The following is a 25,875-nucleotide window of genomic DNA, read 5'->3' on the forward strand; positions in this document are numbered from 1 at the left end:
AATACATAAGGAGGAAAAGAAATGGAGTTAAAAATTTATGCACCATGTAATGGATCTACAACAAAATTAGAAGACTTAAAAGATGGAGTCTTTTCAGAAAAACTACTTGGTGATGGTATAGTTTTTTATCCTGAAGAAAGTATGTTTTATTCACCTTTAGAAAAAGGAACTTTATTACAAGTGTTTGATACTAAACACGCATACTTTTTTAAAAGCACTAATTTTGAAAATGCTATATTAATGCATATAGGATTAGATACAGTGAAATTAAAAGGTAAACCGTTCGAACTACTTTCTAAAGAAAAAAAAAATGTAAATAAAAAATCATCTATAGTTAAAGTTGATTTAGAGTATATAAAAAAAGAAAATATAAGTATTGCAACACCAATTACTATTAGTGGTGAATATCAATATGAATTAAAAGATTTAAATATAGGAGAAGTAAAAAAAGGTGATCTTTTATATACCATTGTTTTTGAAAAAACAAATGTAGAAGAAATAAAAAATAATGCAACTTCTATTGTTGAATTTAAATCAAAATACTTACTAGCTGCAGAACAGTTTTTAGTAGATATTGGTGGAGAATCAAACTACAAAGATGTTTATAATTGTATGACTAGACTTCGTTTTTCAATTATTGATAAAGCAAAAGTTGATACAAAAAATATATCAAAAAATAAACTTGTAAAAGGAGTTGTATGAAATGGACTTGAACTTCAAATCATAATTGGAGGAGAGTGTTATAAAGTTAAAGATGAAATTTTGAACTTAAAAAATAAAGTTTCAAACATAGTTGTATCAAAAGACAAAATATTAAAACCACCTTTATCAAGAAGAATGCTTGGAGTTGTGACCGGGATAATGGCACCAAACGTTCCTATAATTTTAGCATCAGGAATTTTATCAGCACTTTATGCCTTGCTTGCAGCAACAAAAGCTATTGATACTTCTAATGATGCGAATATGTTTTCAACAATTATGAAAATTTTAAGTAAAACAGGACTATTGTTAGTCGGAATTTTCTTTTGTATGAACACAATTAAATATTTAGGTGGAAACATTTTACTAGGAGCCTTATTAGGCCTAATATTAGTTTCAAGATTTTATTTTCAAACAGGAACATCAGATTCGGATTTATATAAATTTGGAACTTATATTCAAGATAAAAATTATCATATTTCTGGATGATATTTATTTAGTATTGGAGATTTTCCAGTAGCAGTTAAATCTTATGAAGGTTCAATCTTACCATTTATCTTTGTAGGGTTCTTAGGATTTTATGTTGATAAATGAATTAAAACATGAATGCCTTCAACAATTGATGTTGTATTTAGATATCCTTTAGTAATTATTATTACTATTGTTCCAACATTATTTGGGTTAGGACCAATTTTATCCTTAATTGAAATTGGAGTTGCCAAAGCAATTGGGTTTATTGAAAAATGACCAATTGGATTAGGAGTTGGAATCTTTGCTTTAATAATTCAACCTCTTGTTATTATGGGAGTTCACGTTGCGGTTTATGTAACTTTACAAGTTCCTTTATTGTCAGGAGACCCAACAGCTGCTAGTTTAATCTTACCTGGAGGTCAAGCAGCGGTTTGAGGACAAATTGGTGCTGCAATTGGAGTATTAATCATGACAAAAAACTGAAATTTTAAATCCGTCATACTTGGTACACTTCCAAGTGCAGCATTTGGTATAACAGAAACAATTCTTTATGGTGTTAACATTCCAAAAGGAAGACCATTTGCAATTGGTTGTGTTGCTGGTGCAGTTGGTGGAATTGTAATGGGTTCACTTGGTGCAAAACTTAGAAGACTTGTTGGAGATGGAATTTTATATCCAATGGGATTAGATGGATTAGATCAATTATGATTTGTAATTGGATCTCTAGTAAGTTTAATAACAGCAATTTTATTAACAGTATTCTTATATAGAGAAAGAATTGATGAAAAAAGATATGCAATTAAAATATCTTCAAAAGTAAAAAGATTTATTACAAATATTTTTGTAGATGCAAAAAATAAATATAATAAAAATCTTGACAGTTTAAATAAAGAGTTTATAAGTTGTAAAAAAGAATTTAATGATTATGAAAAATACTTACAAAAAATTACAAAAATAGAAAATAGACTTTTAAAACTAGAGCAAAAAGAAGAAATAAAAAGAAAAAAACTTTTTGAAGCTATTAAAAGACTTGAATCAAAAACATCACAATCTTCAATTGATAAAAAAAATGATTTAATTAGTTTGTATAATCAATTTTCATTAGAAAAAGAAAAACTAAAACTAAATTTAGAAAAACAAGAAATAACAAATACAAATAAACTTGTAATAAAAACTTATCAAGAAAAAATAAAAGACTTAGATAGTAAAGTAGCAAACACAATTAGTATTTTAGAAAAAGAAACTAATCTTCAATATTTAAATAATTTTAAAAACGGATATTGAAATGCAACTCATACAGTTGATATTTCATATGGTTATGAAGATATGAGATTATATGGATTTAGTAAAAGTGAAAAAAAAGAAATAAAAAATTTAAAACTGCAAGGAGTTAAATAATATGAGTAATTTTGAATTTCCAAAAAACTTTATGATTGGAGGAGCTGCTGCTGCAACGCAATACGAAGGAGCTTTTGATCAAGATGATAAAGGTATGTGTGTTGCGGACTACAAATTTTATAATCCTAAATTAGTAAGAAATGATACAAAGATAAATTGACTTGAAATGACAAAACAAGAATATAACGATGCTAAAAAAAATAAAGATTTAGTTTTTCCATTTAGATGGGGAATAGATTTTTATAATAAGTATGCAGAAGACTTTAAATTGTTTAAACAAGTTGGAATAAACACATTTAGAACTTCTATATCATGAAGTAGAATAATTCCAAAAAATGATGGAGTTGTAAATCAAAAAGCAGTTGATCATTATAAAAAAATATTTGATGAAGCTTTAAAAAATAATATTAAATTAGTTTTAACAATTAACCATTATGATTGTCCAATTTGATTATTAGAAGAGTTTAATGGTTTTGAAAATAAAAAATCTATTGAAAAATTTTTAGAGTATGCAAAAGTTGTGCTAACAGAGTTTGATAAATATACAGATTATTGAATTTGTTTTAATGAGATTAACTTAACAACTCATGGTGGATATACTGGAGCTGGACTTGTTGTTGATGAAAATGATGATAAAAGATTAGAAAAATTATACAATGCAGTTCACAATCAATTTGTTGCTCAAGCATTGTGTGTAAAGTTAGCACACAAAATCAATCCAAATAATAAAATGGGTTCAATGAATGCAGCTGGACATTCTTATCCTGCTTCAACTAATCCAAAAGATGGATTAGCAGAGTTAAAAGTTTCTCAAATGTATAAATGATATTTTTATGAAGTAATTGCAAATGGAGTATATCCTCAGTATGCATTAAACTATTTTCAAAAAATGAATATTAAATTAAACATTACTGAAGAAGAAAAAGAAATTTTAAAAAATAATACAGTTGACTATTTAACTTTCTCTTATTATTCTTCTAATACTGTAGAGTATGATGAAGAGGAAAAAAATATTTTACATGGTAAACCAGGACCAAGAAATAAATTTTTAGAAGCAACTGAATGAGGATGACAAATTGATCCAATTGGTTTAAGAGTATTTATGAATGATTTATATTATCGTTTTAAAAAACCTATTATGATTGTTGAAAATGGTATGGGTGTTGATGAAAAATGAGATGATAAAAAAAATGAGTTAAATGATTCATATAGAATAAATTATTTACAAGAACATTTAAAAAATTTATTATTAGCAATTTATGAAGATGGAGTTGAATGTATTGGATATACAATTTGAACAGCAATTGATTTAGTAAGTTTATCTTCAAAAGAAATGTCAAAACGTTATGGTTTAATTTATGTTGACATTGACGACTATGGAAAAGGTAGTGGAGAAAGAAGAATAAAAGAATCAGGAAAATGATTTAAACAAGTTGTGGATAGTAACGGAAAAAAACTTTGAGAAAACTAATTTAAAGTATTGTGTTGATGCACAATACTTTTTTTGTTATTAAGTATATTTGCTTTATAATTTAAATAGTTGAAAAACTAAGAACGGGAGAAATATTATGAAAAAATTATTAAGTATATTAGGAGCTGTTGGATTAAGTGCAGCAGGATCAAGTGTTGCAATATCATGCAACTTTAAAGGAGCAAAACCACCAGGTTTTGATATTAATAGAAATATAAAGTTGCAGTATGGAGAAGAAAAAGTTTTTAATTTGACACTTAAGGAAAAAGAACCAAAAAAAGATACACCAATAATAGTTGAATCAAGCGATATTAAAATTGTATCTGTCATTTCAAATATAGATAAAGATACAGAAGGAACTGGAAAGTTTAGTATTACATTAAAAGCAATATCTTCAGGTGATGCTAATATAACAATTAAATATGGTGAAATTTATGAAGATACAATTTCTGTTAAGGTTGGCTTAAAAGATAAAATAGATTTATCAACAATAGAAAATAAAGATTTAGGAAAATGAAGCGGTTCAAGAGATTATCCATCAGATATAGAAATCGTAGAAAAACTTAACAAAGTAAATCTAAATTTAAATCTAGACTATCAAGAAGTAGAAATTAGTGCAATTGTAGGAAAAGATAAAAAATTAACTTCTTTAATTACGGCTTTAGAAACATCGATTAATTTTAAAGGTAATGTGACTGTAACTTATGAATATAGCAAAAATGATAAAGAGGAAAAATAAGAAAAAACTTATTCTAGAAATTTAGAATAAGTTTTTATTTGAAAATATGAAAAAATTATTAAGTATATTAGGAACAGTAGGAATGATTTCACAGCTTCAAGTGCTGTTGTTGCATGTCCTAAAAAAACTACTCAAGCGTGATCTTTTAAAGGGGACTTTAAATCTGAAATTTTAATTAAAGAAGGAGAAGTTAAAGAATTAAGCATAGAAGTTGTTAGTCCAAAAAAAAATGCTGACATAAAAGTAGAAACAAAAAATACAAATGGTGTTGAAGCAAAAGTTATATTTGCTAAAGATGAAAACGGAGATGGTAAAATTCAATTAGTTTTAACAGGATTAAAAGCAAAAGAAACTGCAGAAGTTACTTTAACATATGGAAAAACAGTTGATGTAATTAATGTAACAGTTGCAGAAAAAACTAATCAAGTAGCTCTTGATCTCTCTACTTTTACACAAGAAGAAAAAACTATTTATGTTAAACCTATAAATGAAACAAATGCAACTCAAGAAGATATAAAATTAATTAACAATAAGTTTAATACTAGCTTAGCAAAAGAAGAGTTTAAATTTACTTATATTCATAGTGAAAATGAAAGTGAAAAAACTTTAAAAGTTGAACCAGGAGAAGGTAAAACTTCATCCAAAGGATCAGTAACATTCTCATTTAAAGAAGGAAGTAAAATGCATTTAAACTCTTCTTTTGATTAACAAAAATTGATGTTAAAGATGCCAAACAAGACACAGCTGAAGTAGGTATGTTAAGTGCTATTAATCAAGCATATAAGTTATTTCAAAATAAAGAAGGAGAAATAATAAAAAATGAATTTGTGTTTTCAGAATTTAAAGCTCCAACAAGTAGCGCTGAAGGATCAATTACAGTTACTGCAAAATTATCTAGTGCTCGTGTTGAGGGACATGTAGTTTTTGTTTTAAAGCTGGTTTAAAAAAACAATATAATCATTTATTTAATATATAAATAAATGATTTTTTTTATAACTAAAAACTTATAGATTTTTAAATATAATAAGATTTATTTTGAAATATTTTATTAATGTGTCTCACTTTTTAACATTTTTGTCTCACTTTTTAACATTTTTGTCTCATTTTTTAATAAACATATATAATTAAATTGGTGATAAAATGAAAGCGCAAATACATTTAAAGGACTTAATAAATATTATAGAAAAGGTTCGTAATAATATAGATAAAGAAACAATAAGTATTTTAAAAAGTTTGAGTAAAGATATATCAAATCAAGGTTATAGTAAAGAAGCTTCTTATATTTTAGACCTTATGGGAATAGACTCAGTAACTTTTGCAAATAAAGATGTCTTATTTGGCAATGATAAAAATTTTGAATTATTAACTTTAGAAAATAATTATAAGGATTTTTTAATAAATGATAATGATGTCACTTATTTTAGACTAAAAAAGATTTTAGAAAATGAAAAGGTTTTATATAAATTTAATGGTATTAAATTAATCATAGAAGGTAGACCAGGCTCAGGGAAAACAAGTTTGATAAAAAATCTAGCAAAATCATTAGAAAAAAAACTTTATTCTGTAAGTGCAGCAAAAATAGTTTCTTCTAAACTTGGTGAAACACAAAAAAATATAGAAACATTATTTCAAGAGATAAATCAATGTAATGATGCAATTATATTATTTGATGAGTTCGATTCTTTAATTGGTTCAAGAGACAGAAACATAAATGATGAATATCACAGAATGATAGGAGTATTTAATAATTGTGTCGATAATTTAAAACCTGGTTTAATATTTGTGGCTATAACAAATAAACAAAATTTTATAGATGAATCTACTATTAGAAGATTTAATATGAAAATCACAATGAATAATATTGATATAGCAAAATTGATGTTATTGCTACAAGATAAGTCGAAGGGTTTAGAAATTAATTTTAATGAAAAGTTAATTGAAAAAATATTTTCTACATTCATTGATGAAATAAATTATTCTTTCCCTGAAGAAATTATTTTAAATGCAATTCTTTATGAACAGGAAGTTGAACAAGCAGCAATAAAATTATTAAATATTGATGAAAATCAGTTACTAGAAAAAGGTTTTTCATTAAGGGATTTACAAACTATAACAGGCATGAGTCGATCCACACTTCAAAGAATGTATTCGAAGGAGACTGGTTAAGAAATGGCAAATATATATAAAATCAAGGAACCTTCAACTGAATTACAAACAAATGGTAGAGATACAATTAATTACGCTAAATGAACTTTTGATATAAGAAAAAAGGTAGATGAAATTATATCAACTTTAGAAAAAATGATAGTTATCTTTGATAATTACAAAATCTTTCAAATTATGCCCATTTCTGTTACTTACAATAAAATTGTACCTAAAACTTCCAGAATAAAGCATATGTTTTTAATGGGAAATAACCCAAAGCAGATTAGTGCAGAATATTTATCTGATGGAAAAAAAGTTTCTAAAATAAGATTAATTTATGGATGTGATAAAAAAGCATTATTATTTACATTAGAAAAACTCAAAAACATATCAAACAATTTATCTAAATGTAATTTTGAAATAGAGTTTAATAAAAAATTAGAAAATAAAAAAATAAAAACTATATCAAGTGAATCTTATAATAAGTCAATAAATAGTTGGATAAAATTAAACTATAAAGAACTTAAAAATAAAGATCTTTGAATAATTAATGACTTGATTTATATTGAAAAAATAGAAATAAAAAAATATGCAAAAATAGACAAACCACAAATTTTTTCTTTTTTAAATATTAAAAAAGTTGAAGAAATAAAAACTCTTTTAGAAAAAGAAGGAGTTAACTTTAATTTTGATTCATACATTGGGTCTGAATTCTGAAATTTAGATATTGAAACAACCAATAAAATTATTGAATTATATCCATTTTTGTTTTCTTTTATGACAAGCGATGATGAAATAGAAATTTTAGATAAAGAATTAGAACAAGAATTGAAAAAAGACTTAGAAAAGAAAAATAAATTGAAATTTAATAATACAATAATTGGAGTTTTTGATTCTGCTGTAAAGCTTCCAGGGTATTTAAACGTAGTAGAATCACATGAAAATTTATTACCAATTAATAAAAATAGAGATTTTGAACATGGTACAGAAGTTATTTCGGTATTAGCATGTAATGATTTAATAAATAAAAATAAAGATAATTTAGGATGTTTCAAAATAAAACTATTTGAGGTTTTACCGCAAGGAAAAATATTGACTTCTTATTTAATGAGACAAATAGAGTTAGCTGTTAAAAAAAATTATAAATCAATAAAAGTGTGAAATATATCAATAGGTTGCTATAAAAATGGTAATAAAGTATCGATTTTTGGTAAACTCCTTGATGTATTACAGTATAAATATGATGTTCAATTTATTGTATCAGCAGGTAACGAGAAAGCTAATAATTTAACTTCTCCTGGTGATTCTTTATCTTCTATTTCTGTAGGAAGTGTTTATAAAAATTACAATGGGGAAACTAATATATGTGAATACTCTGGGTCATCTAAAATCTTTGGTTTTTATAACAAGCCTAATACATATGAGTATGGAAATAATAATAAACAAGTAGATTGAGATAAAAATTATTTATATACTTTAAATTCAAAAGAAAAAATTTGCATTAGTGATGGAACTTCTTTTACAACTCCATTGGTTACAAGAAAATATGCTTATTTATTGGAAAAATTTAAATTACAAACATATACTACAAGAGCGTTAATTAATTATTTAGCTAAAATTGATAAAAATAACATATCTAATTTAGATGTTTTAAAAAACAAAGATGAAATTTTTTTATTTATTGAAGGTTCAATAAAACAAAAAAGTAAAAAGGAAATTACTATTAAATTACCTAAAAGCAATAATAAAACGGAGTTTGCAATATCGTACTCATTGTCTTATAATGTGCCAAATCAATTGACACTTGGTGATGAATATTGTTCTTCTGATATTGCATTTAGAATTGCAGAAACAGTTGATAATAAAAGATCTAATATAGTAAAACTAAAAAAAGATAAGGATAGTATTGATGGTGTTTCTGCTAATGAAGATTACCTAAGAAAACATTTTGGAAAATATAATCCAAATAGAGTTATATTGGACTCAGACTTTTTAGAAAATAATAAAAAAACAACAAAAAATATAACAAATGTTTTCTCTTTTGTAGTACAAAGAGTAGATTTAATTGATAATATTTTTCCTGAAATTAAATATGGAATTGTAGTTCATTTAAAACCACTTGTTGAAAAGTGCTTATCTGATTTTGCGATGAATAATAGAGAATTAATTATAGAAAACCTTAGCAATGTTTTTGAAAGTGAAGAGATAGAACTAGATGTGATTTAAAAAAATGCTTTTAATATCTTTAACAAAACCATTTTATATATTTTTAAATAACTTTAAAATTCCTATATTAATAAACTCTTAATAAACTTAAGAGTTTTTTACACATATAAGTGTTATTATATTTTTAAGATTTTTAAAGGAGGCAGTTATGAAAAAATTAATTAGCATGTTATCAACATTATTTTTAACAACTACATCTGTGTTATCAATAAATGCATGTACAGGAGATAAGAACAGCTCTAGTTCAAGTAATGAAAATAATCAACAAGTCGATAAAAAAGTTGATTTAAATGATATTCCTGTAAAAATACTAAAACATCTATCCAATAGTTTAGAAGATGCAAAAGCAGAAGCAGTAGCAATACTAAAAAATTATAATAGTTCATTAAAAGAGGGAGAAGATTATAATTTTGATAAGAGTTATTTTAGTAGATCAACACCTTTATATTCTGGTTGATTAAAAGTGGTTTCATTAGAAAAAAGTAAAATTATAAAAGGATATATAATATTTGCTTTAGAATATGTTGATGATAGAATAAGTGTTAATAAACTATCAATCCCAAATAACTCAACAGCATACAATGAAGAAGCTTGAAAAAGTATTGTAACAAACGCTTTATTAGAACTTAATACCAATGTCAAAGAAAATATCGATTATACATTTTCGGATATAGAAGAAATAGATATATATGGTCGTTTTTTATCAGGACATGTTTATGCAACTAGAAATAGTATTTATTTAAAAGGCGAAACTTATCAAATAAATATAAAAAAATATTAGTCTAGATTAAAATTACAAACTTATTCTATTATTTAGAATAAGTTTTTTTATATAACTGAATATTTTAGTTTTTAGTGTTAATTAAATAAATGTTAAAATCATAAAAAAAAGGAATGAAATTATATGAAAAAATTAAAAATTGTATTAATGTCTTTAACTTTAGCTATTAGTTCTTCATCTTTATTAATAGCATGTAAAACACCAAGTAATAAAGAAAGTCAAGATAAAAGATTTGACTTAGAAACTATTGCTTCTCAAAGTGCCATAGTTAGTCCTTTTACTACTAGTGAATTAAGTGTAAAACAATTAATTGTAGAAAAACTTTTATATATAACAAGTTTAAACTTAGTAGAAAATGAAGATTTTATATTTACAAAATACACTCCTATGAGTGAATCTTATAATGGAAGTGTTATTGTAAATGCTACTTCAAATAATTCAAAAATAAAGAACTCTAAAGAGTTTGTAATTCAAAATTCTTATTTTAAATCAAAAAATTAGATCAAATAAAAACTACAAGTTTATATCCAAGCAATAATACTTTTGAAGCTGCTAAAAAAGCTGTTTTAGCAGAAGTATCTTTGTTTTTAAATTTTAATAGTTTTTGTAGAAAGTGATTTAAATTTTAATAAAAGTAATTTTAAAGCAGCTTCAAAAGATAGTGATGGATATTTTAAGTTAAGTTCAAATAATATATTCAAATTTGCAAAAGAAAAAGAATTTAAAATGGCTTATTCAAATAATGAAGATCAAAAAATAAGTTTATCAAAAATTGAAAATGATACATCTTTAACACCTATGGATAATGAAGATTCTAATGTTTTAAATGATGCTTTAAGTTATATAAAAACAAATTTAAAGGTTAAAAATATTGAAGAAAATGATTTTATTTATGAATTTAGAAAAGCATCTCCAATACAAAATGGATACATAAGTATTATTGCAAATGATAGTTCATCTATAATTAAAGGAAAAGTTATTTTTAAAGTTATTTTTAAAGTTAATCGAACAAATATTGCTTCACTAGGTTGAAATATATTAGGACCTGAAGCAAATGATTTTGCTTCACTCACAGGAAAAGCAATAGATTTTATAAAATTAAAAAATAAAAATGCTATTTTAGGTATAGATTATGATTTTGATGAATTTAAAAGCTATATGCCAACAAGTAATGGTAAACCTGGTGAATTATTAGTATATGCAATTGAAAGTAGTTTAATCTTTAATGGAAGTTTGAATGTGAAAATTAAATATAATGGAGAACTTGCTAAATTAAATCAATTAAAAGGAGATTTACAAAGCGTTAAAGTAGGAGAACAAGTATCTTTTGATGTTGAAATAATTAATGGTGATAATAGAACATATTTATTTGGGGATGTGGTTAAAGAAACAGGAGAATGTATTGATAATAAAATAAAAATAATACAATACTAAAATAATAAAAATAAGTTTAATGTTTCATATATAGGAAAAAGTCAAGGAAAAGCAACAGTTGTGTTTAAATATGGACTAATAAATGAAACTGGATATATAAATGTTATTTAAGTCCTATAAACTTATAAGTTAATAAAAATAGTTTTATAAAATAAAAAAATTTTATAAGTTTAAAAAATTTATACATTGCTTTAAATAGTAGTAAAATAATATAGATGATATTCATCAAAAAGGAGAAAAATATAGAATGAAGAAATTATTAAGTTTATTAGGAGCAATGGGAATGGTTGCTACCTCAAGTAGTGTTGCAGTTGCATGTAACAATGGTACAAGTGTTAAAGATTTATCAACAATAAAAACAGCTGATTTAACAGTTGCTCCAACAGCAAATGATGAAGCAGCAGCAAAAAAAGCTGTATTAGCACAAATTAATGCAAAATTAAGTGTTAAAGCCGTTGAGACAACAGATGTAGTATTTAGTAAATTTAGTCAAGCAACATCAGCTGAAAAAGCTGGATCAATTGTGGCTACTGCTGCAGAAAAAAGTACTTTAGTTAAAGGTACAACAACTTTTGTTTTAACATTTAAATCAGCAGAAGCATCATCAAAAACTGAATTATTAGCACAAATTAAAGTTAAAAATAGTGATGCAAGTGCTTTAACAGAAGATGATTTTGACATTGCTTCAGAACCAGCAATTTCAGCAACAGCTGCTAAAATTACTGCAAAAGGTGATAAATACCAAGGTAGTGTATCATTAACTTACTCAAAAGGAGAAGCATCATCTAAAGCTGAATTAAGTTCAGTTATTAAAACACTTGATTTAGGAGCTTTCTCATTTTCAGAAAGTACACCATCAAAAACTGAATTATTAGCACAAATTAAAGTTAAAAATAGTGATGCAAGTGCTTTAACAGAAGATGATTTTGACATTGCTTCAGAACCAGCAATTTCAGCAACAGCTGCTAAAATTACTGCAAAAGGTGATAAATACCAAGGTAGTGTATCATTAACTTACTCAAAAGGATAAAATATAATTAATTAAAAAGCAATTTAAAAAACAACCTTAATTATAAAAGTGAAAATTATTTTTATATATCACTTTTAAAATAGGTTGTTTTTATTTTTTATAATAAAATTAAAAACTATTTAAAATTTAATTAATTTTTTCTAAAACATTTCTTTTAAAAATAAAATAAAGCTTAAAAATATGATCAAACTTAAAAATAAGATAAACTCAATAGCAACTAAAGATATGCTTGCATAATAAAAAAATATTATCCTTAATCGGATAATAAAGTTTAAAAATTTAATATCTTTATAAAAGCTAAATTAAGATTTTTAAATAAGTATTTAAATTTTGAATTGAGACTCTATAATTCTAAGATAAAAATTTGTAACTTAAATGTAATTTTAATTTAAGTGATTTTTTTGTTAAAAGCTTAAATATCATGTATAACTTTATAATATTTTTTCAACATCAAATATCTTATTTAATATTAAATAAGATATTTATTTTTTTATAAAAAAGATGTATTAACTATGATCATAAAAAAATAAAAAACTAAGTTTAAAAAAACTTATTAAAGAATAGAGCGTCACACAAACTATATAAAAGCTTCATATCTAATTTTGTAGGTAGCTAATTTTTTATAGCAAATGCTAAACTATTTAGTATTGAATAAAAAATAAAATAGTTTAAGATACAGATATAAATGCAAGAAAGTAGATTTAAAGTTCAATATTAAAATTACATAAATTATTTATGTTTGATAAAATCATTTTAAATAAAAATAAATTTTTGGGCTAATATATGCACAAATAGGGAGAAAAAATAAAAATAAGTAATGAAGTTATGTTGGAAACTGCCAAGCAAGATTTGTAACATTTAGAGGAGAAATTCATATTAAAAAATAAAAGATTTATATTTAACTATATAAAATAGTAAAAAAATTACAATATAAAAATATAGCATTATAATTACTGTTTAAACTTTCTTAATATTAATACAAAACTTATAAAAAATGGTTAGAAAATTGTATAAAAAAATATTTAATAAAATGAGTATTAAGTTATGACTTATTTACAAGTCAAGTTTTGATGATAAAGATCTGAATACAAAAAGCATTAAAAACAATGGTATAAAAAAATACTAAAATTTAGTTTAAGTCGAAAAATGTACTAAAGATATATGAAACCAAGAATTTTGCTTATGTCAATTGACAAAATTATAAAAAGTGAATATCTTATATTAAAAAAAACCTATAAATATAGATTCTAATGCATTAGAAAACCAAGAAACAAATAAAATGAGATTTAATGCATATAAAGCATTAAAAATTTTATTTAGCTATCTTATAGTTTAAAGTAAAAAACTAAAAAAATGATTCTTTTGCTTATATTGATATATCTAAGACTACCTTTAATAACATACTTTGTAAATAATTATAAAAACAAAGAACTTATTAATAGTGTGAGATTTTTAGTTAATAAATATGATGTAAAAAATAGTTTTATTTATAATGATAGAGGATAGTAATTTAGAAACTTGATCATAATAGCGTTTTGCATCAATTCAATATTAGGATGCGTAGATATTTTTCTTAAAAAACTTAATATTATAAACTTTTTTAAAAGCATTAAACAAAACTATTGTGTAGATAATAAATTTAAAGTCATTAAAAGTATATAAATTTAATTAAAGATTGTATATTAAATTATTCTAACAATAAAATAATAAAGACATTTAAAAACATTATCAAAGAAAATTCTGAGAGTATTTTTTAAAGATTGAGTAGTTGGGATGAAACAATTTTTTAAATAAAATTTTTGTAGTACAATTTATATATTTAAATTTTGTTAATTACATATAGGGAAAATATCATATGTTACTGACAAAAAGAATGACCATACCTAAGTATTACTATTTGATTTTTTTATTTATAAATATATAATATAAATATGGCTATCAGCCATGAAAGGGAATAAAAAAATGAAAAAATTATTAAGTTTATTAGGAGCAATGGGATTAGTTGCTACTTCAGGTAGTGTTGCAGTTGCATGTAACAAAGGTGATAAAAATACTACAACAAAAGATTTATCAACAATTAAAGGAGATGATTTAAAATTAACTCCAGAAACTAACACAAAAGAAGCAGCAGTTACAGCAGCTGTTGCTAAAATTAAAGCAAAATTAAGTGTTGATGTAGTATTAGATACTGACTTTACAGTAGGAGAAAAAGATTTTACTGAAGCTACTTCAAAAGCAGCTGGATCATTAAAAATTACTGCTAAATCAGGAAGTAAAGTTTTAACTGAAGGAAAAACAGTAACATTTAGTTTAGCATTTAAAGCTGAAGGAACAACAAAACCAGTAATGGCATTATCAGATAAAGATAGTAAAATTAAAAACAATGCTGTTGAAATTGCTATGCCACAATCAGGTAATGGAACTATTGAAGTTATCATCACAGTAACAAACCCAGTAGCTGAAAAAGTAGTAACTGTTAGTGTAGCAGAACAAAGTGAAGATAAATTATCAGCTGGAGAAGTTTCTGCTGTTCCTGATCAATCAGGACAATTTAAAGTTACTTTAACTTCAAAAGATAAAATCAGCGAAGCTGTAAATGTAACTTTTAACTATGAAGGTGCAGACGCAGTTGTTTTAGCAGTAACTGCTTCAGAAAGAGCAAGTCAATAATTTCATAAAATTAAAATTATCCTTTATAAGGATAATTTTTTTTATTTTGTTTAATTTATATTAATTTTAAATATTTATAAACTATAAAAAAGTGACTTCTATGATTTATTTTTGCTTAAAAATTGTACTATATTATCAAAAATATAAAATAAATTGTTATAGGTTAGATATAAAAAGTCTTTATCAATATTTAGTTAATTAGGACCATTATTAACTGCTTTTAGTTCCGTAATTGTATGTTAGCCAGTTAGGACAAAATAAATTTAAATAATTTACCAAAAAATGATATTTAAAATTTAAAAGTTTGTAATGACATTTTTACAAATGAAATTATAATTTACTAAGTTGTTTAAAAATTTATTTTTTGTTTTGTGTAATAATGATACCGAAGTAAATAGAATCACTCAAAAAATTAGTAGTTTAATATTTTAGAAAAAAATTAATGTTAGTTTAACTTACTTAAACAAAAGTAAAAGCTGAATTAAAAATTAATCTAAATAAAAAATTAAATAAAGGTTTATAAGCGTTTAAATGATTGGCTAATTTATGTAAAATCAACTCTAAGTCAATTGTTCTATGCAATTAATAAAAAAAATCTGTTTATTGTATATCAATCTACAGTATTATTATTTCTTTAAACTAGGACAAACAATTACAAAGTTAAATTAATTAAGAACAAAGACCAGCTCAACATAGTTTAGTAAAAAGTATGTTTAAGTTTTAATTACATAAAAAGAGAATTACCAAAATAAAAATAAATATAAAAGATAGATTTATAAGTTATCTTTTATATTTGTACGAACTAAAATTTGTTTTTTAAAATTCATTCATTTATAATATATATATGGCTATCAGCCATGAAAGGGAATAAAAATATGAAAAAATTATTAAGTTTATTAGGAGCAATCGGAATGGTTGCTACTTCAAGTAGTGTTGCAGTTGCATGTAACAACGGCGTTAATGGAACTAAACAATTTGGTGAACAATTTAAAGATACAGAAGTTACTGTTGGAACACCAGTTGTTTTAAATTTAGTAGCTGCAAATAAAGCAAAAGATGCAAAAATCTCAGCAAAATCAGCTGATGAAAAAATTGCAAAAGTTAGTGTAAGTGCCGAAACTGATGCAAACGGAGAAGGTAAATTTGATTTAACAATTACTGGTGTCGCAAAAGGACAAGTGGTAATCACTGTTAGTTATGGAGACAAATCCGCTTCTTTAAAAGCTACTGTAAAAGAAGCAACTAAACCTGCTTTTGCAGATACTTTAAAAGCAGAAGATGCAATGGTTGGAGTACAAACTAGTATTGAAGTTTCAATTTTAAATGGAGATTCAAAAACTGTTTTAAAAGCAGAAGGTGATGATTCTAAATTGAACAAAGAAGTTACAGTAGTTGTTGACAATACAGATAAAAACAAATTTACAGTAACTTATACTGGTAAAGCAGAAGGCGAAGATGGAAAATTATCATTAACTTATGGAGAGTTAAAAAAAGATTTAACAGTTAAAGTTGTTAGTGATGCAAGAAAAGCTTTAGATACTTTATTATCAGGGGGGGCTTTAGACTTAAAAAGCGAAGCTGGAGCATATAGTGAAGCTCAAGCTAAAGAAGCTGCGTTAAAAATAATTAAAACAAAATTAGGTGATTCAGCAGATCCAAAAGAAACAATTGATGTTGTATTCTCAGGATTTGAAGCATCTAAAAGTACTAGCGAAGATGGTAAATTAGTTGCTACTGCATCATTATCAAGTAAATTAATAAAAGGTACAGTAAATTTTGTTTTAAAACAAACTAGCTAATAAATCTTTTAAAAATCTATACAGTAATGTATAGATTTTTTTTATAATCATTTCAATATTTATAAATAACTAGAATAATAAAAATATGTCAATAACTAATCAATTTTTCCCAAAACTTTATTTTTAGAGTTTTTGTAAAATATTCAATTAGTATATTTTCATGGACTATTTGTTTTAATTTGCTTATGTGTTTTTTGTATATCATAAACACTTTTATCTTCATAAGCTTCTTTATAAGTGGAGTTTTGTTGAACTTCAATTAAAGGCATTCATTCACTAAAAGAGTTTGAATATAATTGCCCATCAAAAGTTTCTACTACAAAAATTTTTGTTTTATTTTTATAAAAGACTGGCTCGCCATTCGAATGTGGTAAATAAAATTTATTTTGGTATTTTATTGTAGAACCTTTATTAATAGTTCTTTCAAATCTTCTTGATAAATAAAAGTCAATGTTTTTATGTTCTTTAAAAATAGCAAAAGAGTTAATGATATTATTTAATTGAAGGGAAAACTGTGAATTATATTTTTTAATATATTCATTTAAAAATGAATTTGCTTCATTTATATTTGATATATTATTTTCTTTGAGTTCCTTTGGTAGGCGATCTTGAAGTGTATTTCACAACCTTTCAATACGGCCTTTTGTTTGAGGAACACTTGAAGTTGTTAGCTTTATTCCTAAGTTATGACATAAGAATCCGTATTGCGTTAAAGAGTCAGAGTGAAGATCTGACTCTTTTTCTTTTTGACTTCAAAATACAGTCCTTTTGTCAGTAAGTATCTCCTTTGGAACCCCATACTCCAATAAAACTTTTTTTGTTATATTGTAGTATCCCATAAGAGTTTCTTCTTTATCAAAATATAAAGCTAAAACTTTACCTGTTGCATCATCTATAAAACCATGTAAATACCATTTCTCATTATCAACTCAGTAGTGGACTGAAGCATCAGTTTGCAAGCGCTCACCAAACTCTGTTTTTCGATTTTGCATAGGATGAATATTTTCTATTGAAAGCAAAGTATTTAAATACTCTCGTTTCTCAAGTTTTTTAATATTTTCATTTTTTAATAAGTTAGTAATTTTTTGTTTAATCATTTTTTTATTTACTTTATGAATTCTTGGTGAATATAAATTATTCTTTTTTAATAAATTGATTAAGTAAGTATATGAAACACTTATTTGATGGTTTGATCAAAGCTTTTCTAAAAAGTGTTTATAATTATATTCTTCATATTTATTAATGTACAAGTCAATAATTTGATCACTTATTTGATGTTTTATTTTTTTATTTGATATTCTTCCAGTATTTTTGTGGATAAATGCTGTGTAACCATACTTTTTATATTTGTTAATTAATAAGTTAACATTTCTTATTGTTTGACAGATTTTTATTGCTGCAGCTTTTTTAGATAGTTTTTCATCAATTACAGCTTTAATTATTTCCATTTTATTTTTTTCATTCATTTTTAAATATCTCCTCATATTTAAATCCCCCATTATAAATTATATATTTGGGAAATTTTTATTTGTTATATATAGGGAAAATATCATATGTTATTGACAATTTATAAATAACTAGAATAATAAAAATATTGCTTTTTTCCAATATTTAAAATAAAATAAAAATATGGCTATCAGCCATGAAAGGGAATAAAAAATATGAAAAAATTATTAAGTATTTTAGGAGCAATGGGAATGGTTGCTACTTCAGGTAGTGTTGCTGTTGCATGTAACAAAACAAAAGCTAGTCAATTTGGAGACAAATTTGTAAATTCAACAGTTGAAGCAGGAAGTGATTTAACTTTAGCATTAAAAGTTGCAACTCCTGTAAAAGATGCAGATGTTAAAGCAGAATCTGATAAAGTTGCTACTGCTACTGTAAAAACAAGTATTGCAAAAGATAGCGATTCTAAAGGAGAATTTAACTTAGTTATCTCTGGAGTTGCAGAAGGTACTGCAACTATTAAAGTAACTTATGGAACAATTACAGAAAGCATTAAAGTAACAGTTTCAAAAGCAACAATTAAAGATTTAAAAGATGTTGTTAAAGTTGTTGCTTTAGGAGATTTATCAGGAGCTGGAGAAAACCCAACTGTTGATGAAGTTGTAGCACAAGTTAATGCTAAAAACGAAGGTTTAAACTTAACAAAAGAAGATGTTACAATGTCAGGAGATAAATTAACTGAAAAAGCTACTTTAAAAGCAGTTGAAAAATCAACTAAATTTAAAGGTAGTGTTGAAGTATCATACACTTATAAAAAAGAAACAAGAAAAGATTTATCAGGATTAAGTGAGAGTGATTTAACTGTAGCCCCAGCTAAAAATGATGAAGTAGAAGCAAAAAAAGTTGTATTAGCAAAAATAAATGAAAAATTATCAATAGAAGCAGCTGAATCTACTGATATTACATTTAGTGAATTTAAAGCTGCAACAGAATCTTCAAAACCAGGAAGCATTATTGCAACAGCTGTTAAATCAAGCGCTTTAGTTAAAGGTAGTCCATTAAAATTTACATTAACATTTAAAGCATCAGACTTACTTTAATATAAACTAAAACTCTTTATTATTTAAAGAGTTTTTTTATCCTTAAATTGGAAAAACTTTTATATATAGTAGAAAATAATTTTTCTTACAAAATTATAAAATTTGATATTATATTATTGTCATTTAGTATGATTAAATAGTTTTAAACTATTAAGATATTCTAAATGAAAAATTTTTATAGTAGAAAATAATTAAATTTTAGAAAATGATACAGGAAGGAATAAAACAAATGAAAAAATTATTAAGTTTATTAGGAGCAATGGGAATGGTTGCTACCTCAAGTAGTGTTACTGTAGCATGTAATAAAGATTCAAAAACAGATTTAAGTGCATTATCTACTAAAGCATTAGGAGATATTTCAGGATCAGGAGATTTACCAGTTGCTGCAGATTTAGTAAAAGCAATCAACAAAGTAAATAGTAACTATGGATTATCAAATAGTGATGTTGAATTAGACGGAGCAGCTACTACTGAAAAAGCAACTTTAAAGGCTAAATCAACTTCAACTAAATTTACAGGAAAAGTAGTAGTCACTTATAAATATACAAAAGCAACTACAGATACTAAAAAGGATTTAAGTGAAGCTGTTAAAACTAAGGAATTAGGAGAATGAGAAGGAGTTGGTTCATTACCAACTATAGATGAAGTTGTAGAACAAGTAAATTTAAAAAATGAAGGTTTAAATTTAAGTAAAGCAGATGTTCAAATGGCAAAAATTTCAGATGATAAAGATTTAACAAAAGGAGCAAAATTAACAGCATTATCTGACTCAGCTGGTTTTTCAGGTAGTGTGGAAGTTACATACACATATACACAAACTAAAAAAACAAGCATTGGAACAGTTGCGGATCAAAATGTTAAAGTTTTTGATAAAGCTGCAAGTTTTGACGTTACAATTTCTAATCCAACTAGTGATGGTGCATTAACAGCTCAGGAAGCATCTTCATCTGGAATGCTAAGTGAAATTAAAGTTGAAAAAAAAGAAGCTGGAAAATGAACTGTTAAATATGATGTAATAGCTGGAAAAGCTAATGAAAAAGATAATGGTGAAGCAAAAGAGAGTTTTCCTACAGTAATAAATCTTGCATATGGAAATTTAACTAAAAAAGTAAATGTTATAGTAGTTAAAAATGATTTAAATTTATTAATACCATTCGGTACATATACATTTTCATGAGTTGATGACAAACCTACAGCAACTGAATTAGCAAATTATTGAAATAGTCAACATCAAGACCAAAAAATATCTGAAAGTGATTTTGATTTGACAAATAATTCAGGAGATAAAGAAAACGGTGTAGGAGCAACAGTAAAAGCTAAAAAAGAGTCTAAATTATTATATGGTACAACAACTATTCAAATAAAAAACTCATAATTTAATTATAAATTTGCGTATTGAAGCGCAAATTTTTATTTTAATTAAAAAAGTACATAATAAATTAATTATAAAGTATTTTAGTTTAAATAATAAAGACTTGAATGACATAACATAAATAGACCATTTAATATAAAATAAATGGTCTATTTATGTTTCCTTTTTATACTTGTAATTATTAATAAGTTTTCAAATAATTATAATAAATTATAAAACCTAAAATCTTTTATAAGTAAAAATGTATATTTAAAAATATGAAAAAAATTTTATTCATTTAAGTGATTGAATATTAATAGTGAGAAATAATATTTTTTTTACCAATTTAGTTGCGATAAGTTCTTAAAAAAGGAGTGAGAATGAGTATGAAAAAAATTATAGCTTTTGTAAGCATTATATTTTTGCCTATGCCTTTATTAAGTTTTACAAGCGCATGTGTAAAGATACCTCCAAAATTTGATTTAGCAGCAATTGATGAAAAAGATTTAGGTGTTGTTTATGGATCAAATGAAGTACCAACTTTAACTGAAATTGTAAATGATGTTAATTTTACAAACTTAAATTATGATTTAAAAGAAAGTAGTGTTTAATTTGAAGCTGAACTAACTATTAAAAACGCAAAACTATTAGCCTTGAAAAGTTCAAAAATATTTACAAGTCAAGTTGATTTATCTTATCAATATACTTTAGTTAATAGAAAATATCTAACAACACTTAGTTCAAAGATTTACAAATTGATACTCAACAAACTATAAAAGAATATGTAATAAATATTGCAACAAGAAGAATAATAAAAGCTTTAAATGTTAATGTGCAAGTAGATCATGATTTTATAGTTGGAGATAAAGATTTTTTACCTTCTACTTATAGTGATGATGGTTTTTTAAAAGTAACTTCTACAAAAAATAGTGCATATTTATTACCAAATAAGTCTGTTGTATTTATTTTAAAACTTAAAAAAGGAGATTTATCAACTCTTAAAGATGAAGATTTAATTATTAATCCAAATGGAAATGATGAACAATCTGTAAAAACAGCAATAACAAAAAAATTAAAAGAAGATTTTAATAATAACATAAGTGAAGATGATTTAGATTTTAGTAATTTTAATCAAGCAACAATATTTAATAAAAAGGTTCAATGACAGCAAAAGTTAAAGAAACAAGTCAATACTTAATTGCTAATTCAAGTGCAAAATTTAGCATAAATTATTTTGATGATAGAATTGATTTAGATAATTTATCAGTTGATGATAAAAAAGTTTATTTTTCTACTTATAGTGAAAGTGATGCAAAACAAAGTGTGATAGATAAATTCAAAGAAACTTTTAATAAAACTCTTGTAGAAGAAAAAGATGTAAGTTTTAGTAATTACAACGCACAGACTCCATTAAAAGAAGATGGTACTGGATATATAGAAGTAACTGCTAAAGATAAAAATGAGTATATTAAAGGGGCAACAAAATTTGTATTAGTTGAAAAAAGAATAAGTTTATCTTTTGACAATAGAATAGTTAGAAATTTAGGATCAGTTAATGGGAATGGTAGCCCTTTGCTTCTTTAGAACAAGCAATAGAATTCTTTAATGCAAAAAACCCAAACTTTACACTCTCAACAGATGATGTTGATTTTGATGGAAAACCAACAAAAGAAACTTGTGTGTTAAAAGCAAAAGATTCTTCAACAAAAGTTGTTGGATCAGCCTATTTAACTTATAAATATGATAAGGTAGTTAAAACTTACAAAATTAATTAAAATAATTTTTTTATTAAAAAGCCTATTTTTTTTAAAAATAAGGGTATTTTTTCAAAAAAGTGCCTATTTTTTTTAAAAATAAGGGTATTTTTTAAATTTGTATATATAATAATTTTTAGGTGAAACAAATGAAAACAAATGACATTAAAAATATTTATAATTTGATTTATAAATTAAATAACGAAGAATTTAATCTTATTATCGATATGTTGAAAAATAAAATAGAGGTTTCAGACAAGGAAATTGAGTTATTGATTAGAAGATATACATTAAAAGATTATGATTTATTGAGCATGGATGATAAAGAGAAAACTTATAATTTATGATCAACTGAACTTTATTTGAATGAAATTAAAAAAATAAATATGATCATAAATAATGATAAATTATTACAAGAAATCGGAGGTTTAAAAATCTTATTATATGGACAAACAGGAACTGGTAAAACATCTTTAGTTGAAAATATAATTAACTATAATAATGATATTGAATACGAAAATATTAAATGACACAACTTAGTTTCTCCAAAACTTGGTCAAACACAAATGAATATAATGCAATTAGAAAACGAGCTAAGTAATTTTAAAAAAAAGAAAATAATTTTTTTAGATGAATTAGACTCTTTAATAACAAATCGTAATGAGATGAATGATGTATCAGAATACTCAAGAATAGTTGGAACTTTTATAAAATTTATGGACCTATTAAAACCTAATATAATTTTAATAGCAGCAACAAATTTAATAGATAAAATCGATGCTGCTATTATCAGAAGATTTAATGTAAAAATAGAAGGTAAAGTTATTAACTTTGAAATGTTTTATAACTTTATTGATACAGAATTAACTCTTCAGTTATCAACACATGAAAAAAATCTTTTAAAAGAGGTTTTTCAAGATCATAATTTTACAATATCTGAAGCAAAACAGTTTGTTTCAAATTATAAAATAGATTGTAATTTATCTAGTATAGATAATAATTGAGCATACATATTACATAACTTAAATGGTGTATCAAAAATTAACTTAGAAAAATTATCTAAAAATAAAAAAGAGGAGATAGAAAGGGTAATAAAAAAATATGGGAGTTTACAATATAAATAATGAGAAAGCAATAAATCACAAAAACAAGTCCTCTCCTACAATATATAAATTTAATAAAATAAATAAACAAGTAAAAAAATTAATAGAAAAACTAATTGATGAAGATTTCCCTCACGATATTGATAAAGAAGGTAATAAATTTTTCAAATTTTTATATAAGGGATTACCTCCAAAAACAAGTAGAGTAAAAATGTACAAAAATACTCCTTTAGACAAATTTCACTTAAATCAAAAAGATATTGTTGTAAACTTTAATTTAGATAATAGTATTTCAACAGAAATAATATATAAAGTTTCTAATGAAGATTTTGAATTTTTTAAAACTAAATTAATAAATATTATAGAAGATAATAGACTATTTGAAGAGAGTTTATACAAAGGTGAGTTTAGCAATAAAAAAAAGAATGAAAAGTTTTTGTTAACTTGCTTATCACTTATTGAATCTGTAAAAAAAATAAATGAAAAAGAAAATTTATCAGACTTAGAAACTGCAAAAGTAGTTAAAATTTATAATATGTATGATGATATGAAGCTGGCTTTAAAAAATATAGGTGTAGATTGTGAAGTGGAAATTAATAACACAATTGCCATTACTCCCTATCAGTACTCTTTGATAAAAGAAAAAATGCCTTATATTATTAATAGATCAATTGAAGCAAAAGAGTTGTCAGATAACTTGCTTGATGATCTTGAAATACCTAATAGCTTAAAAATACCCAATAACAAAACTAATAGTGCAATTATTGGTGTTATAGATTCTGGCATGAATCTTGATGGAGATTTTAAAAATTTCATTGACTCTTACAGTAAAATGATTGAACCAAATGGTTCTACAACATATGAACATGGAAATAGAGTTGCCTCATTGATCATTGCACACGATGAACTAAATGATGATAAAGATAATTTAGGTAATTTTAAGATTAGATATTTTGAAGTTTCAAGTAAGAAATCATATTCTAAGGGTATTGCAACAGTTAATATGGATTTCTTAAGTAAGCAATTAAAAAGTATCATTAAAAATAATAAAGATATAAAAGTTTGAAATATATCACTTGGTGCATTAAAAAAACAAGTAAATAATAAATTATTATCATATGAGTCCATAGTTTTAGATAAATTGGCTCAAGAATATGATTGTTTATTTGTTGTGGCTTCAGGAAATTATAGAGTAGATTATGGTTATGATTCTTTGTGTTCTCCGGCTGATTCTTTAAATTGTATTAGTGTAGGATCAGTAACATTGAATGATAAAAATAAAGTTGTACCTTCTGATTTTTCTTCAATAGGAGTTACGCTGCATTGTCGAAAACCTGAAGTATCAGCTTTTGGAGGACCAAAATTAAAAAATGGTTCTAAATTAATGACTGCAGGCTCATTTGATATAATCCAACCTTCAAGAGGAACTTCTTTTAGTGCGCCAAAAGTTTCAAGAATTGCAGGTTATTTAATTAGCAATGGATATTCAACTTTAGAAGTTAAGTCAACACTAATAAATTTAGCAAAAAGTGAAACTCCATCAAATTTAAGCTCATTATTTGGATATATCGAAGATTGCAATAAAGAAGCGACTTCTTTAAAAACAACTTTAGAATTTGAAAGCGGAGTAAAAAATAAATATTTTGATATAAATTTAGATAATGTTGAAAATGTTTCTATAGCATGAGCAAACCATGTAAATAGTTTACCTTCATTAGGAGAAGAATATTCAATTACAAATTTTAATGTTAGTTTAATTAAATATAAAAAAAATTGAAAAAACTTACCCTATGATAAAAGTGGGAAAAATAGTTACACTCCAGAATTTCATGCTTGAGAATTAGAAAAAAATAACTCAATGGCCTGAAAAAAAAGATCTAAATATTTACCAGAATCTAAAAGAAGATTATATGATGGCAAATATTTTACCTCACACAAAAAAGAATATAAACTCTTAAATAACAAAAATATTATAAAATCTCATGAAAAAGTTGATTATAACTATGCAATAAGAATTAACAGACAAGAACTCTTTAATTTAATTAAAAATGATTCAATAAAGCTTGGCATTAGTATAATTTTTTCAGGACCAAATTTCAAAGAAGAGGATTTTATTTTAAATAACGAATCCTTAATAGAAATTAAAAATATTCAATCATTTGTAGAAACTGAGATTGGTTAACTTATTTTAATAATAAAAATCTAATAATATATTAGAATAGACAACCTTAAAGAGACCAATTATTTAAAAAAATTTA

20 protein-coding genes are annotated in these 25,875 nt (G+C 24.4%); 19 read left to right on the forward strand and 1 reads right to left on the reverse strand.

The genetic code is table 4. The features are described 5' to 3' along the window. Nucleotides 1-21 precede the first annotated feature (21 nt). From STABA_RS00225 to STABA_RS00280, 12 genes are all read left to right on the forward strand, one after another. Complete coding sequence (locus STABA_RS00225; RefSeq protein ID WP_156005326.1) at nucleotides 22-2,568, forward strand: glucose PTS transporter subunit IIA; 2,547 nt, start codon at nucleotides 22-24, stop codon at nucleotides 2,566-2,568. 1 nt (nucleotide 2,569) lies between these two features. After that, a complete protein-coding gene (locus tag STABA_RS00230; RefSeq protein WP_156005329.1) occupies nucleotides 2,570-4,039 on the forward strand; it encodes a glycoside hydrolase family 1 protein in 1,470 nt (489 codons plus the stop codon). A gap of 97 nt (nucleotides 4,040-4,136) precedes the next feature. Then, nucleotides 4,137-4,778, forward strand: coding sequence for a lipoprotein (locus STABA_RS00235; protein WP_156005332.1), 642 nt, complete (start codon nucleotides 4,137-4,139; stop codon nucleotides 4,776-4,778). 755 nt (nucleotides 4,779-5,533) lie between these two features. Next, nucleotides 5,534-5,722 carry a hypothetical protein gene (locus tag STABA_RS00240; RefSeq protein ID WP_156005335.1) on the forward strand — a complete coding sequence of 63 codons (189 nt, stop codon included), beginning with the start codon at nucleotides 5,534-5,536 and terminating at the stop codon, nucleotides 5,720-5,722. A 196-nt stretch (nucleotides 5,723-5,918) separates the two neighbouring features. After that, nucleotides 5,919-6,944, forward strand: a complete 1,026-nt coding sequence (locus STABA_RS00245; RefSeq protein WP_156005338.1) for an ATP-binding protein — start codon at nucleotides 5,919-5,921, stop codon at nucleotides 6,942-6,944. A 3-nt stretch (nucleotides 6,945-6,947) separates the two neighbouring features. Further along, a complete protein-coding gene (locus STABA_RS00250) occupies nucleotides 6,948-9,149 on the forward strand; it encodes a S8 family serine peptidase (RefSeq protein WP_156005341.1) in 2,202 nt (733 codons plus the stop codon). A 148-nt stretch (nucleotides 9,150-9,297) separates the two neighbouring features. Then, the gene (locus tag STABA_RS00255; RefSeq protein ID WP_156005344.1) at nucleotides 9,298-9,930 is read left to right on the forward strand and encodes a hypothetical protein; all 633 of its coding nucleotides are present in this window, start codon (nucleotides 9,298-9,300) and stop codon (nucleotides 9,928-9,930) included. 123 nt (nucleotides 9,931-10,053) lie between these two features. Further along, nucleotides 10,054-10,431, forward strand: a complete 378-nt coding sequence (locus STABA_RS00260; RefSeq protein ID WP_156005347.1) for a hypothetical protein — start codon at nucleotides 10,054-10,056, stop codon at nucleotides 10,429-10,431. 225 nt (nucleotides 10,432-10,656) lie between these two features. After that, complete coding sequence (locus STABA_RS00265; RefSeq protein WP_156005350.1) at nucleotides 10,657-11,364, forward strand: hypothetical protein; 708 nt, start codon at nucleotides 10,657-10,659, stop codon at nucleotides 11,362-11,364. A gap of 247 nt (nucleotides 11,365-11,611) precedes the next feature. Next, nucleotides 11,612-12,394, forward strand: coding sequence for a lipoprotein (locus tag STABA_RS00270; RefSeq protein WP_156005353.1), 783 nt, complete (start codon nucleotides 11,612-11,614; stop codon nucleotides 12,392-12,394). Nucleotides 12,395-14,356: 1,962 nt separating this feature from the next. After that, nucleotides 14,357-15,064: a lipoprotein gene (locus STABA_RS00275; protein WP_156005356.1), complete on the forward strand. Its 708-nt coding sequence runs from the start codon at nucleotides 14,357-14,359 to the stop codon at nucleotides 15,062-15,064. An 875-nt stretch (nucleotides 15,065-15,939) separates the two neighbouring features. Continuing rightward, nucleotides 15,940-16,863, forward strand: a complete 924-nt coding sequence (locus STABA_RS00280) for a lipoprotein (protein ID WP_156005358.1) — start codon at nucleotides 15,940-15,942, stop codon at nucleotides 16,861-16,863. A 95-nt stretch (nucleotides 16,864-16,958) separates the two neighbouring features. On the opposite strand, the gene STABA_RS00285 is transcribed toward STABA_RS00280, so the two are convergent. Continuing rightward, nucleotides 16,959-18,329: an ISNCY family transposase gene (locus tag STABA_RS00285; RefSeq protein ID WP_156005361.1), complete on the reverse strand. Its 1,371-nt coding sequence runs from the start codon at nucleotides 18,327-18,329 to the stop codon at nucleotides 16,959-16,961. Between the two features lie 195 nt (nucleotides 18,330-18,524). Between STABA_RS00285 and STABA_RS00290 the strand changes: the two genes are divergently transcribed. The 7 genes from STABA_RS00290 (at nucleotide 18,525) to STABA_RS00320 (ending at nucleotide 25,799) form a co-directional block, all read left to right on the forward strand. After that, nucleotides 18,525-19,409, forward strand: a complete 885-nt coding sequence (locus STABA_RS00290) for a lipoprotein (protein WP_156005364.1) — start codon at nucleotides 18,525-18,527, stop codon at nucleotides 19,407-19,409. Between the two features lie 229 nt (nucleotides 19,410-19,638). Then, nucleotides 19,639-20,784, forward strand: a complete 1,146-nt coding sequence (locus tag STABA_RS00295; protein ID WP_156005367.1) for a lipoprotein — start codon at nucleotides 19,639-19,641, stop codon at nucleotides 20,782-20,784. A gap of 362 nt (nucleotides 20,785-21,146) precedes the next feature. After that, a complete protein-coding gene (locus STABA_RS00300; RefSeq protein ID WP_156005370.1) occupies nucleotides 21,147-21,371 on the forward strand; it encodes a hypothetical protein in 225 nt (74 codons plus the stop codon). Between the two features lie 221 nt (nucleotides 21,372-21,592). Further along, nucleotides 21,593-21,958: a hypothetical protein gene (locus tag STABA_RS00305; protein WP_156005372.1), complete on the forward strand. Its 366-nt coding sequence runs from the start codon at nucleotides 21,593-21,595 to the stop codon at nucleotides 21,956-21,958. After that, entirely contained in the window at nucleotides 21,922-22,344 is a 423-nt protein-coding gene (locus tag STABA_RS00310) for a hypothetical protein (RefSeq protein WP_156005375.1), read from the forward strand. The genes STABA_RS00305 and STABA_RS00310 overlap by 37 nt, the downstream gene beginning before the upstream one ends. Nucleotides 22,345-22,663: 319 nt before the next feature. Continuing rightward, nucleotides 22,664-23,638, forward strand: a complete 975-nt coding sequence (locus STABA_RS00315) for an AAA family ATPase (RefSeq protein ID WP_156005378.1) — start codon at nucleotides 22,664-22,666, stop codon at nucleotides 23,636-23,638. After that, nucleotides 23,616-25,799 (forward strand): S8 family serine peptidase, encoded by a 2,184-nt coding sequence (locus STABA_RS00320; RefSeq protein ID WP_156005380.1) that lies wholly within the window; start codon nucleotides 23,616-23,618, stop codon nucleotides 25,797-25,799. The genes STABA_RS00315 and STABA_RS00320 overlap by 23 nt, the downstream gene beginning before the upstream one ends. The last annotated feature ends 76 nt before the right edge of the window (nucleotides 25,800-25,875 follow it).

The sequence above is a fragment of the Spiroplasma tabanidicola genome (genome assembly GCF_009730595.1).
In the GTDB taxonomy this organism is placed as follows: Bacteria; Bacillota_I; Bacilli_A; order Mycoplasmatales; family Mycoplasmataceae; genus Spiroplasma_A; species Spiroplasma_A tabanidicola.